A 14368-nucleotide genomic window follows, 5' to 3' on the forward strand; every position below is an offset into this window, starting at 1 on the left:
CTGCGGTTTATTTTTTAATAGCGATAACACTTATTTACAGCGATAACATCGCCTATGGAGCAAGAAAGCTTACCTCTTTTTTGTCATTACTATTGTTTCCGCTCTGTTTTGCCTTGTTTTCAAGAAACGATATGAAATACCTCTACTCTAGGTTAGAAAAATTTCTAGGGGTATATCTTGTGACCGTTGTTCTTTTTAATGTGATTCCGTTTTTATGGTTTTACATTACACATTATAGTTTTAGTGATATGCTCATTCATTTTCCTACTGTGATGCGTGTTGATGTGGGTAAATATGGTATCCACCCTATTTATCTCTCAATGCATTGTAGTGTGGCAATTTTATTTTCAATGTTCATATTGCGCTCCTTAAAAAGTAAATGGAAAATAGTAGGAGTCTTATTACTTGATGCAATACTCATTTTGTTCTTACTGCTGTATGCAAAGAAGGGGCCTATTTTAGCCCTTATGATTGTCTCTACACTGTTTATACTATTTCAGCGCAAAAGAGCAATTGTACGACCTTATATTTTTGCAATTCTAGGTCTTGTTATATTGATGATTGCCATACCACGCACTAGAAATAAGTTTTTAGAACTTCAAAAAATTGAGGTGATTGGTGAGGGAGGACCTACGTCTACAAATATTAGATATACTATTTACGGCGTAGCAAAAGAACTCATTTATGAAAGTCCTATTTTGGGGTACGGTATAGGTGATTATAGGGATGTGCTCAATAAAAAGTATGAAACCACAGGTAATAGTGTTTTAAAAGAAGGGAGGTATAACACGCATAATCAGTTTTTGAGTTTATTAACCATAGGGGGAGTTATATTATTATTAGCTTTCTTAGGCACACTATCTATTAATCTTGTCTTTGCAACGCGATTTAATAATGAACTCTTTATACTAGTTCTGTTATTTTATGGCATTGTTATGTTAACTACAAATATTTTAGAGCGTGAGGCCGGAGTTATTTATTTTGCATTATTCTTTAACTTCCTTTCTGCCAAAACACTTTTTGTAAACCCCTCAGATGTCTCATAAAAAAGTTCTTCTTATTGGACCACTACCAGAGCCTACCACTGGCGTTTCGCTAGCAAATCAGGTGGTAAGTAGTGTGCTTAAAAATGAAGGTTATAACGTTACAGAGGTAAATACATCCTTTAGTTATCTAGATGAAGAGCTGGGCGTATTTTCCTTTAAAAAGCTTTGGCACAACCTTAAGTATAATACACAGGCGTTTAAAGTTTTTTCAAATCACATAATTTATTTCACTCCAGGACAAACGTTTTTGGGGGTGCTTAAATATGCAGTTTTTATAGTTTTTGCTGCGCTTTCGCGAAAGCGTATCATCACCCATATACACGGTAATCACCTAGGTACAGCTTACCATCAAATGACTGGTGTAAAAAGATGGGTTACAAAGAAACTTATGTCTTTATCAAGCGACGGAATTGTGCTGTCTGAGTCATTAAAACCAAATTTGACACCCTTTCTAGATGAAAAAAATGTTCATATTCTACCCAATTTTGCTCAAGAGTATTTAAAAACAGATATCACAAAAGACTACGCCTCTCCACGGTTTATCTATTTGAGTAACCTAATGCAAGAAAAAGGAATTATAATATTTTTAAAAGCACTTCTAGAACTTCAAAACCATAATGTTTCTTACCAAGCTCAAATAGGTGGAGCTGTCACAAAAGAAATGTGGATGCAAGTAAAACCATTGTTGCTGCAACTCAAAAATGTAGACTATAAAGGCGTTGTAATGGGAGAAGAAAAGAAAGCCCTTTTTGAGTGGGGTAATGTCTTTGTGCTGCCTACATATTATAAAATGGAAGGGCAGCCCATATCTATCTTAGAAGCAATGGCAACAGGTAGTCTAATAATTACCACAACGCAAGGAGGAATACCAGACATTATAAAAAATGGAGAGCAAGGTCTCTTTGTTGAAAAACAAAATGTAGAAGATCTCGTTTTAAAGATGAAAAGTATTGCCAGTAATCCCAAGATTATTTCTGATATTGGGGTTAAGAACCAGGCACATTTTAGTGAAAACTTCACGATGAAGGCATTTACCAGTAGACTTATAACCATATTTAGAAAGTAGTGGAATACCAGAATTTAGATCAATATAAAACGCCAAAGGGTTTTCGTGGGAGGTCTGCTTTTATAGTACAACTATGGCGTGTGGTATATGCTCTTTTCTTTAAACACTCTCCACAGTTTTTATACGGCTGGAGACGTTTTATTTTGAGATGTTTTGGCGCACAAGTGGGCAAAAATGTCATCATAAGACCTAGCGCTCAGATAACCTACCCTTGGAAGTTAAACCTAGGTGATCACTGCTGGATAGGAGATGAGGTCGTTTTGTACACTTTAGGACCTATTACGATAGGTGCAAATGCCGTTATATCACAACGTAGTTATTTATGCACAGGCTCGCACGACTATCGCTCATCTCATTTTGATATTTATGCAAAGCCTATACACATAGCAGAGAAGTGCTGGCTGGCTACAGATGTTTACGTAGCACCAGGAGTATCTGTAGCTGCCGGAACCGTAATAGGTGCTAGAAGTAGCGTTTTTAAAAACGTACCAGCAGGTAAGGTATGTATAGGTTCTCCACTAGTTATATTAAAAGATCGTATTGAATAATCTCACAGGCAAGCACATCACTCTCATCTCCCTTAACTTCTATCCAGAAGATACGGCCATAGGTTTATACAGTACCCAGATGGCAGAGTACCTGGAGCAGCAGGGTGCACACATATCTGTCATCACAGCTTTTCCATATTATCCGCAGTGGGAGATTGCTCCAGCATATCAAGATAAAGGGAGTTACTTACACGAGAAAAAAGGATCTATAGACATTTATAGATACAAGCAGTTTACTCCTAAGAGTCCCACCTTTTTAAAGCGTGTGGTACATATTACAGACTTTACGCTAGGCTCACGTTTGAACTTTAAGCAAATAAAGGAGTGCGATATTGTAATCTCAGTAATACCATTTACGAGCAGTGCGTGGTTAGGTAATACGCTTTCGCGAAAGCGTAATGCAAAACACTGGATACATATTCAAGATTTTGAATTTGACGCAGCTTTTCAATCTGGACTTGCCACCTCGTCAGAAAGTAAAAGTGTTGCCTATAAAGGTCTAATGCGTTTAGAACGCTCTATTCTGGACAAAGCAGACTTTGTGAGCACTATAAGCCAGACTATGCTGGCTAAACTTAAAGAAAAGACAAATACGACTACATATTACCTGCCTAACTGGATAGATGCCACAGAGAGTGACCCGTCTCAAGTGGAACAACACCCATACTTTTCTCAAGACAAGTTTAGTATTCTGTATGCAGGTAATGTGGGAGATAAACAAGACTGGTCTTTTTTTAAAAAAATAGTTGCTGCACTAGATTTTACAAATTTTGAAGTAATTGTAGTAGGTGCAGGAGCAAAAATGGAGATTCTTAAAGATCAACTTAAAGCGTCAGATGTACAATTTTATGATCCAGTACCACTTGAAGGGTTAGCGAGTTTACTAGCTAGTGCAGATGTACATATCTTATTTCAAAAAGCCGAAGTTGTAGACACAGTAATGCCTTCAAAAATTTTAGGAATGATGGCAAGTGCACGCCCTTCTATAATAACCGGCCACCCAGATGCAGAGCCTGCAAAAATTATAGAGGTTTCGCAAGGCGGCTATTATAAAAGCACTACAGATGCACAAGAGATTGTGGCTATTTTAAACAGCTTACGTACCAATAGTGATAAAGCAACGTTAATGGGGAGTAACGCAAGGAAGTTTATAGTAGAAAAATATGCTAGAAAAGCTATTTTGAAAGACTTTACTGACACATTGAGAAGGTTATAGGAGCTTAGTTTTATAAGCAGTGAATACTTCCTTATTTTTACGGCAAGCAGTCAGTCATAAGATTTGCTACCCAATCAACCAATAATAGAGAATGAAGAGAGTTTTAATAACAGGTGCAGCAGGATTTTTAGGGTCACATTTATGTGATCGTTTTATTAAAGAAGGCTTTCACGTGATAGGGATGGATAATCTTATTACAGGTAGTTTATCTAATATTGAGCATCTTTTTAAATTAGAACATTTTGAGTTTCATCATCACGATGTGACCACTTTTGTACACGTGCCAGGTGAGCTAGATTATATATTACACTTTGCCTCACCAGCAAGCCCAATAGATTACCTTAAAATTCCAATACAAACCTTAAAAGTAGGCTCATTAGGCACCCATAACCTACTGGGTCTTGCAAAGGTTAAAAATGCACGTATACTCATAGCCTCTACTTCTGAGGTATATGGAGACCCACTTGTACACCCACAAGATGAGGAGTATTATGGCAATGTAAATACCATAGGCCCTCGCGGTGTATATGACGAGGCAAAGCGTTTTCAAGAGTCTATCACAATGGCTTATCACCGTTTTCACGGGCTTGAGACGCGCATTGTGCGCATATTTAACACCTATGGCCCAAGAATGCGACTTAACGATGGTCGTGTAATACCAGCTTTTATGGGGCAAGCATTAAGAGGGGAGGATCTCACGGTTTTTGGAGATGGTTTACAGACACGGTCTTTCTGTTATGTAGATGACCAAGTAGAAGGTATTTACAGGCTACTTATGAGTGATTACGTACTTCCAGTAAACATAGGTAACCCAGATGAGATCACGATAAAAGACTTTGCAGAGGAGATTATAAAACTTACAGGTACAGATCAAAAGGTAATCTATAAAGACTTACCTGTAGATGACCCTATGCAGCGCAAGCCAGATATTACAAAAGCTAAAGAGATTTTAGACTGGACAGCTACCGTAGGTAGAGAAGAGGGTATGAAAAAAACCTTCGAATATTTTAAAAATCTTACACAAGAGGAGCTCTATAAAAGTGAGCATAAGGACTTCTCAAAGCACATACGTAAATAAGTATGGCGCAACGCGTAGGTAGATATTCAGTTTATATAAGGCCAGCAATTTATTGTATAGACCTTGCAATTATCGTGTTGCTAGCTAAGCTATGTCTTGTAATGAATGAAAATTTCTTGTTGTTTTCTCTATACATCATTACTACGTGGGTGTTTACCGCAACTAAGTCAGGTTTTTATGAGGTATATCGATATACAAGACCCACGCGCATTGTCTCTCTTATTTTATTACAACTTGCCATATTTGCTTTACTAGTATTTGCTTTTTATGGTTTCTTTCAAGATGTAAACACAACACCGCGTAGTGTTATTTTTTATGTCTTATATGTATTTCTTGGGGTGTCTATCGTAAAGTTTGGCGTGTTTTATTTACTTAAAACTTATAGAACTGTGCTAGGCGGTAACCACCGTAATGTGGTTATTCTAGGTTGGAATAATCAAGCAGAAGAGCTCAAAAACTTCTTTTTAGAAAACAAGGCCTACGGGTATATGGTTAAGAGCACTTTTGATATAAATAAACCTAAAGTCTCTCTAGATAATATATTTAGATATGTTTTAGAAAATAATATAGATGAGGTATACTGCTCTGTAGAGCAATTCTCAAATGAAGAACTTAGAGAAATCTCCGAGTTTACAGATAACAACCTTAAAATTCTCAAGTTTATACCAGATAGCAGAGAGATTTTTACAAAAAAACTAGAGTACCAGTACTTGGGGATTACTCCAATCTTATCATTACGTACCATCCCTATAGACACGCCTCTTAACCAGTTTATAAAGCGTGCTTTTGACATTGTTTTGTCGGTAATTGTACTTGTAGGAGTTCTTTCTTGGCTCACACCTATACTCGCCATATTAATTAAGTTGGACTCAAAGGGAACCGTTTTTTTTAAACAAAAACGTAATGGTCTTGACTATCACGAGTTTTACTGCTATAAATTTAGGTCTATGAGACCTAATGAAAAGGCAGATCTTGAACAAGTGAGTAAAAATGATGAACGCATTACTCGCGTAGGTCAGTTCTTAAGAAAAACGAGTATGGACGAGTTGCCGCAGTTTATAAATGTACTCAAGGGAGATATGTCTGTAGTGGGGCCACGACCTCATATGGTAAGCCACACGCATATGTATGCAGAACGCATAGATAAGTTTATGGTACGTCATTTTATAAAACCTGGTATTACCGGTCTAGCACAAGTAAGCGGTTATAGAGGTGAAGTAGAGACAGATGACGATATTGTAAACCGCGTAAAGTTTGATATATTTTATGTTGAGAACTGGTCATTATTTCTAGATATAAAAATTGTTTTTACCACTATTTATAAAGCCATAGTAGGAGATGAAAAAGCCTACTAGCCATACACCACAACCCTTAGTTTCTATTATAACACCATTGTATAATGCGGTATGTTTTATACAAGCTTGTAGCGGAAGCATAAAAGCGCAAACCTATCAAAACTGGGAGCATATTATTGTAGATGATGCCTCTACAGATGGCTCGCTATCACTAGCACAAGAGCTTGCTGGTGCAGATAGTAGGATACGTGTTATTACGCTTTCGCGAAACAAAGGAGCCGCCTATGCCCGTAATAAAGCTACTGAGCTTGCCAGTGGTGACTACATAGCCTTTCTAGATGCAGATGATCTTTGGCACCCCGAAAAATTATCTAAGCAAATTACATTTATGCAAAAGCATAATTGTGCAGTATCATACACCAGCTACATACAAATAGATGATGAGGGTAACCCACTAGGAAAGCGCATAAACGCGATGCCTTCTCTTACGTATAGTAAACAGCACAAAAATAATTACATAGGCAATCTCACTGGAGTATACAATGCTAGCCTGATAGGCAAAATAAGCGCCCCTAGCATAAGAAAAAGGCAAGACTGGGCATTGTGGCTTGAAGCAATAAAAAGAAGCAGTAAAGAAGCCTTAGGGCTTCAAGAGGATCTAGCTTTTTATAGAATACGAGAAGGGTCTATGAGTGCAAATAAAGTACAACTAGTAAAGTATAATTTTAAATTTTACAATCAGCATCTTGAGTATTCTTGGTTTAAATCAGCATACTGGTTAGGAATATTTTTAATGGAGTACTTTTTTGTGAGGCCAAAATATATAGAAACCTACTAGAAAGCTATTTGCATCCAGATAGGTCTGTGGTCAGATAGGTAATACTTTACATAAGACTTAAACCTGCTGTGGCTTTCTTGCCATAAGTCTGGAAAAACTGCGTTATCAAAATCAAAAGTCCCATTTGCCTGTATGGTGTTTTTTAGAGAAGGTAAAAAGGCTATTTGATCATACATTTTATCATCTGCAATGTTTGAGTATACTTTAGTAGAATGTTTAGGAAGTTCTAGGCCACGTTTTACTAAGGCTTTATAGATAAGGTCACCAGGTTCTACTAGTGGTAAGTTAAAATCACCAAGGGCAATAATTTTATCAGAAAAGGCATATTTAGAGTTTCCCATCAAGTCTGTATGCCTGGCGATTGCATAAGTTTCTAAAGCTCTACGATGAATGTTTTTCTTGCTGTTACTCCCAAAGTAGGAGTGTACATTAAGTAAAACAAAATTTGTATTCCTCCATTGAAAAGAACCTAGATAAGGATTGCGATCAAAGCCAGTAAAAGAGCTAGTAACTCCAGGCAACTTTATATACTTATGATCCTTAGGCGGGATTGCTACTTCGCCCACCATCTCAAGTTGCTTGACTACGCGGCTATCAAATATGTAGGCAAACCGTTCATTATTACCAGCCTTATCAGAAAAAAGTAAGTTATAATGACTAGGTAACGCGGCCTCTATTTGTCTAAGGCCTTCAAGATTTACGTTTACCTCTTGTATGGCAATAAGATCAAACCAGTCTATAATTTCTGCTATAAGGGCTGCGTGTATAGTCCAGCGTTTATGAAGTCCTAAGTTTGCAATGTTCCAAGAAGCGATGAGCAATTTGGTTTTAGACTTTGCTGGTATGTGACGCTTTTCTTTATGAGCTAGTAGTAAGTCTATCTGGTCTTTAACCGAAAAATTATAAGTAAATGCAGGTTTTGGAAAGGCTGGCATAACACGATATTTTATGGTAAGATAGAAATTGTAATACTACCGATAAAGAGGTATTTGCCTGTTTATCAAGTCAGAACTTATGGATAAGTTCAGTTAGATTTTTGATGTAAACTGTTTTAATTTTCCTCGGTCAGACCTATCCATTGTAGTTACCTTGATAAAATCTACGTTTAATCCTTCTTCAAGATAGGTTGCTGTGGCTTTTTTTATAGCATCTTGTTGCTTAACAGTGAGTGGTTTTTGTGCTGTGTAAATAAATCTAAATGTATCAAGAGCGGTTTGTTCTATAACAAACTCTTGCACGTTACCATCGTCTTGAATGATACTTTTGGTTACATAATAAAATGTGAGACCTGGGACTACTTTTCCGCTTGGGAGTCTAGCGATATCGTTTGTACGGCCTTGTAATTGTTCTAAAATAGGTTTTTTGGGAGTACTTTTTCGCGAAAGCGCACCTATATCTCCTATGTCATAACGTATAAATGGATGTGCTTTATTATAGAGTGATGTGACTACAATACGACCTATCTCCCCATTGGGAACTGAGTGATTATTTTCATCAAGAATTTCAACAAAAAGAAGCTCGCTGTCTACCTGTAATTCATTGTCTTTATTTTGAAATGCAATGAGCCCAATTTCTGAGGCGCCATACTCATTAATAATGGGTACGTTGAGGTATTCTTCTATAAGCTTGCGGTCATCTGGAAAAAGCATCTCGCTTGTAACAATGCAGGCTTTTAGAGTAGGGCAGACATCTGTGAGTATGAGGTGGTTCTTTTTTAAATACTTTGCAAAAAGAACAATACTGCTTGTATACCCGTTTATATATTCAAATTTTGTTTTTTTAAATTTTTTATAAATAGATTCAAGGACTTTCTCGTTTAGATTAAAAATCGGGAAGCGGTATCTATTGCTTAAAAAGTCTTTGAGACGCTCTTTTGTGTACCCAATAGCGTTGAGCGGAATACCGTAAAATCGCGCTTGTTTTGAACGGTCTAGATCAAGATCAAACCACTGGTATCTATCTATAAAAGAGGCCCAAGTGAGTGCGTGTGCATCCTTATCTTTTGCAAAAGTAAAAGGTGTGCCAGAGGAACCAGAGGTTTTACCTACGTACACATTTTTGAGATGATATATCTCTGATAGTCTTTGCTCTAGTGGTTGTTGTAAATCTTTTTTTGTAAGTATCGGTAGTGTTTCCCAGTCTTTTTCATCTCTCTCTACAAGTAGATTTTTATAAAAAGAGTTATAAATCTCGTGATAGGTTACTATGGTCTTTTTTTGTTCTGAAATGTAGTCTTCATATTCACTTTCTGGTATGCTTTGGATACGTGCTAATTCTGATTTTGCAAAATCAGTATCAAACCCTCGCATTCGTAACGCTCTATTAAATAGTTTCAAGTCACCTTAGTTTTGAACACCAAAATACAAAACACGATTGAAAAATATAGAGACATCGCATCTATTTACACAAGCAAAACTTATTTTTGCTCTTAAACCTAAAAACTAATCAAATGAACATCTTAATCTTAGGCTCTGGAGGACGTGAGCATACATTTGCATATAAAATTGCTCAAAGTGACCACTGTGATTCACTATTTGTAGCGCCTGGTAATGCCGGGACCTCACAAATAGCGACAAATGTTGCTATAGGAGTAACAGATTTTGATGCAATAAAAAGGGTTGTAATAAAAGAAGGGATAGAGATGGTTGTAGTGGGGCCAGAAGACCCCCTTGTGCAAGGTGTTTATGACTTTTTTAAGGCAGATGAATCGCTTAAAAATGTTGCTGTTATAGGACCTAGTAAAGTAGGAGCGGCGCTAGAAGGAAGTAAAGAGCGTGCAAAAGAGTTTATGATGGCTCATAATATACCTACGGCGGCTTACGAGGCTTTTACCTCAGAAACACTTGATAAGGGACAGGCATTTTTAGAAACACTACAGGCACCTTATGTATTAAAAGCAGATGGTCTTGCTGCAGGAAAAGGGGTTTTAATTATAGACAATCTTGAAGAGGCAAAGCAAGAGCTAGCAAATATGCTGGGAGGAAAATTTGGTGATGCAAGTGCGACAGTTGTGATCGAGGAGTTTTTAGATGGTATAGAACTTAGTGTTTTTGTACTCACAGATGGTAAGAACTATAAAGTACTCCCTACAGCCAAAGATTATAAGCGTATAGGTGAGGGAGATGTAGGTCTTAACACTGGTGGTATGGGTGCTATAAGTCCGGTACCATTTGCAGATGATGCTTTTATGCAAAAAATAGAGGAGCGTATCGTAAAACCTACGGTAAACGGGCTTTCTACAGAAAGCATTGAGTACAAAGGTTTTATCTTTATAGGTCTTATCAAAGTAGGAGATGACCCTAAAGTAATAGAGTACAATGTGCGTATGGGAGATCCAGAGACAGAGGTGGTATTACCACGTATACAGTCTGATCTTGTAGAGCTTTTTATGGCAGTAGATGCTCAAACGTTAGATAAACAGGAGTTTAAACTAGACCCAAGAAGTGCAGCAACGGTTATGCTCGTATCTGGAGGTTACCCAGAAGCATATGAGAAGGGTAAAGTGATTACTGGCCTTGATACTATAGAGGATTCGCTTGTTTTTCACGCCGGCACCACAGAAAAAGATGGGCAAGTAGTGACTAACGGAGGTCGTGTTATCGCAATTACATCTTTTGATGATGATTTCAAACAGGCCATAAAAAAATCCTATCAAAATATAGAAAATCTACATTTTGATAGGATCAATTATCGTACAGATATAGGCTTTGACCTATAAAAGTATTATTAAAGGTTGCTCTCGAGCTCGCTGTTTTTACCTAAAAAACCGTGAGCTTTTGCTTCACGATACTCAGTATCATTTGCATCATATTTCTTGATTTCCATAATCCAGTATACGATTGCAGCAGCACAAATGAGCATAAAAATCCAGTTTACACCATTTGCAAGCCACCAGTTACTTAGTTCTAACTCTGCAAGTGCATTAAAGGGCGCAAATAAAGTTGCTTCTGCAAATTCTTGTACTCCTTCAAAAAATCCTCTCAAACTCATAATGTTGTATGTTTACAATATTGAAATCTTAGTTGTACATCTATAGATGCGACTGCAAAAATAGGAAAAAAACTAGCTATGCTCACAAGATTTTTTGGTACTTCAAAGCCCCTAGCCGTAGTTGTGGTCATCATTTATATGACATTAGGCTTTTTTTATAGCAATAGGCAGTTGGTTATAGAGCCCTTTAACTGGCAAGAAACCCTTCGACTAGTGGGGATGTGGCTACTTTTTATAAGCACAATGTTTATACTCAATTTTGTAGCTCAAAAAAATGATTTGACTAAGCGTAGCACCTACGGCGTATTACTTTTTGCCGCGTTTAGCCTTGCATTGCCAGCGGCATTAAGAGATGGTGCGATACTACTTGCAGGCTTTTTTATTCTCATAGCCTTGCGACGTATCATAAGTTTTAAATCTGAGTTGTATATGGAACGCAAGATTTTTGATGCCACCCTATGGATACTTCTAGCAGCAATTTCTTTTTATTTTAGTTGGTTGTATTTAATAGCAATTTATATTGCACTTCTGTTATATAATATATCAAACCCCAGATATTTAATCATACCCCTTATTGCAATCATATCATTTGCAGTTATATACTATAGTTTTTTGCTGTTACAAGCTGGTAGTCCGGCAGATGTTGACATTGTATTTGAGTCTGTGTCATTTGATTTTAAGGCCTATAATGAACTTGAAACTCTCACACCCATTGCATTTTTTATAGCCCTGCTCTTATGGACCGTATGGCGCTACCTAGGAGAGCAAAGAAATGCCTCTTCTGGGGCAAAGTCTCGATACTCTGTAATTTTAGGATTACTCGCTGTAGGCTTACTAGTGATCACGCTTTCGGCACATAAAACAGGCGCAGAGTGGTATCTTATTGTACCTGTAATGACCATTATAGTAAGTAACTTTTTAGAACACACAGAGAGTCCTATTTTTAAGGAAAGCTTGTTGTGGCTTATTGTCCTTCTTCCAGTATTTATAAACTATATCGCATAATGAAGCTCGATATATCCTACATAGAGAGCGAGTTAAAGAAAAGGTGTAACCTTCCCTATGTGTGGAATAGAAAGCAAAATGATACTTGGGATGATGCGACTAAGTTTATTTATAAAACAATGTCTTGGGAAGCGCTTTTAGTTCAAATCGAGGAGCAACAAAAGGAGCACAATTTTCCTACACAAGATTTCTTTAACTACGCCATAAACAGATGGTACAACTTCTGGAGTGCCCAGGCCGTAGAAAAAATTTTTACAGACTTACCAGGTTTCGCACCTAACCCAAATCCGGTAGAAGACCACTACGATTTTAGATGGCTAGGCGAGCGCATAGACCATAAAACAAGTATATTCCCAAAAGGATTTGGTGAGAATTACGCTTTCGCGAAAGCGCACAAAACCCAACTCATACACTGGTTTTACAAGCACCAAAGTACCGGACAACGCTTTCACCTCAATAACAGGTTATTTATAGTTGTGCACGACCAAAACGGAGAACACTGGAAACTAAAAGCCGAAATAGAACTCATAAAATCCATCATAGAACCCTACGGAAAACAGAAAACACCAGCAGTAATGGAAGTCCTTTCCTTCGAGGAAGGAAAGGAAACAATGGCAGACATTATATGGGTAAATAGATGAATTATATAGGTTCAAAACATAGATTATCTTCCTTTATACAAGACACTATACATAGCGTGTGTGGGCAAGACCTAGGCGATTTAGTTTTTTGCGATCTCTTTGCAGGTACAGGCGCAGTAGGTAGGGTATTTAAATCTCAAGTAAAAGCCGTAATAGCAAATGATCTTGAGTTTTATAGCTATGTTCTTAACCGTAATTATATAGGAAATTATAAGAATTTTGAATATAATGACCTTATAGAAAACCTAAATTCATTACCACTACAAAAGGGTTTTATTGCGGCACAATATGGAGAAGGAGGTGTGGGTAATCGGTTATATTTCAGCAAGCATAATGCTCAAAAAATCGATAGCATACGCACAGAGGTTGAAAAATGGTATCATAATAAAGCGATAAGTACAGATGTCTACTATTTTCTACTAGCCAGCCTACTTGAGAGTGCAGATAAAATTGCAAACACTGCCTCTGTTTATGGGTCTTATCTCAAAACTATAAAACCTAGAGCCGCAAAGAATATGGTCATTACTCCGGCTACTTTTGAGATTACAAAGACAGCCCATAAAGTATTTCAAGAAGATGGTAACGAGCTTATTACTAAAATAAGCGGAGATATTTTATACTTAGACCCGCCATATAACGTAAGGCAGTATGGTGCAAATTATCACATACTTAATACCATTGCAAAATATAATATCTTTGCACCACGAGGAAAAACAGGTCTTCCCATCTATAATAAAAGTGCTTATTGTAGTAAGAAAACGGTTGTCTCAAGCTTTGAACAGCTTATAAAAAATGCTCAGTTTAAGTACATTTTTGTAAGCTACAGTAATGAGGGTTTAATGAGTCCATCAGTTATTAAGAAGGTGATGGAGCAGTATGGTAGATATGATGTAAAAACCACCAGCTATAAACGATTCAGAGCAGATAAAACAGCTAGCCGTCATCACAAAGCTAGTAGCACAATAGAGTATTTACACATTTTAGAAAAACAATAATATGTTTACAGATAAGGCAAATGCCATTTTTAAAGAAGCGATAGACACCTATCACGTAATAAACACCGTAGATCAACCTTTTATCAACAAGTATGATAAAAATGAAGATGTACTAGGGCACTTGCTATACCGTAAATGCTGGATAGATACTGTACAATGGCATTATGAAGATATTATACGTGATCCTCAAATAGACCCTGTGGCTGCACTTACACTTAAACGTAAGATTGATGCCTCAAACCAAGATCGTACAGATATGGTAGAGTATATAGATAGCTACTTTCTTGAGAAGTATAAAGATGTAACTGTAAAAGAAGGAGCAACAATTAATACAGAAAGCCCAGCTTGGGGAGTAGACCGTTTATCTATACTCGCTTTAAAAGTATATCATATGCAAGAAGAAGCAACACGTGAAGATGCAAGTGATGCACACAGAGCTGCTTGCCAGACTAAGCTAGATGTTTTACTAGAGCAACGCGTAGACCTCTCTACAGCAATAGACACCTTACTTGATGACATCTCAAAAGGAGACAAGTATATGAAGGTATACAAGCAAATGAAAATGTATAATGACGATGAGTTAAACCCAGTACTCAGAAACATTAAAAAGTAATGAATCCTTACGCGCGACACCGTTTTTTATTTTAAAG

The 14368-nt window shown here is 37.1% G+C and carries 15 protein-coding genes; 12 read left to right on the plus strand and 3 right to left on the minus strand.

What is annotated here, in order from left to right; genetic code table 11:
- Nucleotides 1-131 precede the first annotated feature (131 nt).
- From MED134_RS09270 to MED134_RS09300, 7 genes are all read left to right on the plus strand, one after another.
- The gene (locus tag MED134_RS09270) at nt 132-1046 is read left to right on the plus strand and encodes an O-antigen ligase family protein (RefSeq protein ID WP_158407709.1); all 915 of its coding nucleotides are present in this window, start codon (nt 132-134) and stop codon (nt 1044-1046) included.
- Nucleotides 1036-2112, plus strand: coding sequence for a glycosyltransferase family 4 protein (locus tag MED134_RS14750; protein WP_052084198.1), 1077 nt, complete (start codon nt 1036-1038; stop codon nt 2110-2112). Before MED134_RS09270 ends, MED134_RS14750 begins: the two co-directional genes overlap by 11 nt.
- Nucleotides 2112-2660 (plus strand): putative colanic acid biosynthesis acetyltransferase, encoded by a 549-nt coding sequence (locus tag MED134_RS09280; RefSeq protein ID WP_038598183.1) that lies wholly within the window; start codon nt 2112-2114, stop codon nt 2658-2660. The genes MED134_RS14750 and MED134_RS09280 overlap by 1 nt, the downstream gene beginning before the upstream one ends.
- Nucleotides 2653-3876 carry a WcaI family glycosyltransferase gene (locus tag MED134_RS09285; RefSeq protein WP_038598185.1) on the plus strand — a complete coding sequence of 408 codons (1224 nt, stop codon included), beginning with the start codon at nt 2653-2655 and terminating at the stop codon, nt 3874-3876. Before MED134_RS09280 ends, MED134_RS09285 begins: the two co-directional genes overlap by 8 nt.
- Nucleotides 3877-3967: 91 nt before the next feature.
- A complete protein-coding gene (locus MED134_RS09290) occupies nt 3968-4954 on the plus strand; it encodes a UDP-glucuronic acid decarboxylase family protein (RefSeq protein WP_038598187.1) in 987 nt (328 codons plus the stop codon).
- A gap of 2 nt (nt 4955-4956) precedes the next feature.
- On the plus strand, nt 4957-6309 hold the full coding sequence (locus tag MED134_RS09295; protein ID WP_038598189.1) for an undecaprenyl-phosphate glucose phosphotransferase: 1353 nt from the start codon (nt 4957-4959) through the stop codon (nt 6307-6309).
- Entirely contained in the window at nt 6293-7087 is a 795-nt protein-coding gene (locus MED134_RS09300; protein ID WP_038598191.1) for a glycosyltransferase family 2 protein, read from the plus strand. Before MED134_RS09295 ends, MED134_RS09300 begins: the two co-directional genes overlap by 17 nt.
- On the opposite strand, the gene MED134_RS09305 is transcribed toward MED134_RS09300, so the two are convergent.
- A complete protein-coding gene (locus tag MED134_RS09305; protein ID WP_038598193.1) occupies nt 7084-8022 on the minus strand; it encodes an endonuclease/exonuclease/phosphatase family protein in 939 nt (312 codons plus the stop codon). The genes MED134_RS09300 and MED134_RS09305 overlap by 4 nt on opposite strands.
- 93 nt (nt 8023-8115) lie before the next feature.
- Nucleotides 8116-9396, minus strand: a complete 1281-nt coding sequence (locus MED134_RS09310) for a phenylacetate--CoA ligase family protein (RefSeq protein WP_038598195.1) — start codon at nt 9394-9396, stop codon at nt 8116-8118.
- A 140-nt stretch (nt 9397-9536) separates the two neighbouring features.
- Here MED134_RS09310 and purD point away from each other — a divergent pair, with 140 nt between their 5' ends.
- A complete protein-coding gene (purD, locus tag MED134_RS09315) occupies nt 9537-10805 on the plus strand; it encodes a phosphoribosylamine--glycine ligase (protein ID WP_038598197.1) in 1269 nt (422 codons plus the stop codon).
- Nucleotides 10806-10813: 8 nt separating this feature from the next.
- Here purD and MED134_RS09320 read toward each other — a convergent pair whose 3' ends face one another.
- A complete protein-coding gene (locus MED134_RS09320) occupies nt 10814-11077 on the minus strand; it encodes a DUF6341 family protein (protein WP_052084201.1) in 264 nt (87 codons plus the stop codon).
- 78 nt (nt 11078-11155) lie between these two features.
- On the opposite strand from MED134_RS09320, the gene MED134_RS09325 reads away from it, so the two are divergent.
- The 4 genes from MED134_RS09325 to MED134_RS09340 are packed head-to-tail and all read left to right on the plus strand — an operon-like array spanning nt 11156 to nt 14331.
- Entirely contained in the window at nt 11156-12082 is a 927-nt protein-coding gene (locus MED134_RS09325; RefSeq protein WP_148305652.1) for a DUF6427 family protein, read from the plus strand.
- Entirely contained in the window at nt 12082-12723 is a 642-nt protein-coding gene (locus MED134_RS09330) for a hypothetical protein (protein ID WP_038598201.1), read from the plus strand. The genes MED134_RS09325 and MED134_RS09330 overlap by 1 nt, the downstream gene beginning before the upstream one ends.
- Nucleotides 12720-13718, plus strand: a complete 999-nt coding sequence (locus MED134_RS09335) for a DNA adenine methylase (protein WP_038598203.1) — start codon at nt 12720-12722, stop codon at nt 13716-13718. The genes MED134_RS09330 and MED134_RS09335 overlap by 4 nt, the downstream gene beginning before the upstream one ends.
- Before the next feature lies 1 nt (nt 13719).
- Nucleotides 13720-14331: a DUF4254 domain-containing protein gene (locus MED134_RS09340; protein WP_038598205.1), complete on the plus strand. Its 612-nt coding sequence runs from the start codon at nt 13720-13722 to the stop codon at nt 14329-14331.
- Nucleotides 14332-14368 lie beyond the last annotated feature (37 nt).

The organism is Dokdonia sp. MED134 (assembly GCF_000152925.2).
Lineage (GTDB): Bacteria > Bacteroidota > Bacteroidia > Flavobacteriales > Flavobacteriaceae > Dokdonia.

What these genes read in the sequence shown, in the direction of transcription:
- purD (WP_038598197.1), top strand. Translation starts at nt 9,537, where the DNA reads ATGAACATCTTAATCTTAGGCTCTGGAGGACGTGAGCATACATTTGCA.
- MED134_RS09330 (WP_038598201.1), top strand. Translation starts at nt 12,082, where the DNA reads ATGAAGCTCGATATATCCTACATAGAGAGCGAGTTAAAGAAAAGGTGT.
- MED134_RS09325 (WP_148305652.1), top strand. Translation starts at nt 11,156, where the DNA reads ATGCTCACAAGATTTTTTGGTACTTCAAAGCCCCTAGCCGTAGTTGTG.
- MED134_RS14750 (WP_052084198.1), top strand. Translation starts at nt 1,036, where the DNA reads ATGTCTCATAAAAAAGTTCTTCTTATTGGACCACTACCAGAGCCTACC.
- MED134_RS09310 (WP_038598195.1), bottom strand. Translation starts at nt 9,396, where the DNA reads ATGCGAGGGTTTGATACTGATTTTGCAAAATCAGAATTAGCACGTATC.
- MED134_RS09335 (WP_038598203.1), top strand. Translation starts at nt 12,720, where the DNA reads ATGAATTATATAGGTTCAAAACATAGATTATCTTCCTTTATACAAGAC.
- MED134_RS09270 (WP_158407709.1), top strand. Translation starts at nt 132, where the DNA reads ATGAAATACCTCTACTCTAGGTTAGAAAAATTTCTAGGGGTATATCTT.
- MED134_RS09295 (WP_038598189.1), top strand. Translation starts at nt 4,957, where the DNA reads ATGGCGCAACGCGTAGGTAGATATTCAGTTTATATAAGGCCAGCAATT.
- MED134_RS09320 (WP_052084201.1), bottom strand. Translation starts at nt 11,077, where the DNA reads ATGAGTTTGAGAGGATTTTTTGAAGGAGTACAAGAATTTGCAGAAGCA.
- MED134_RS09340 (WP_038598205.1), top strand. Translation starts at nt 13,720, where the DNA reads ATGTTTACAGATAAGGCAAATGCCATTTTTAAAGAAGCGATAGACACC.
- MED134_RS09290 (WP_038598187.1), top strand. Translation starts at nt 3,968, where the DNA reads ATGAAGAGAGTTTTAATAACAGGTGCAGCAGGATTTTTAGGGTCACAT.
- MED134_RS09300 (WP_038598191.1), top strand. Translation starts at nt 6,293, where the DNA reads ATGAAAAAGCCTACTAGCCATACACCACAACCCTTAGTTTCTATTATA.
- MED134_RS09305 (WP_038598193.1), bottom strand. Translation starts at nt 8,022, where the DNA reads ATGCCAGCCTTTCCAAAACCTGCATTTACTTATAATTTTTCGGTTAAA.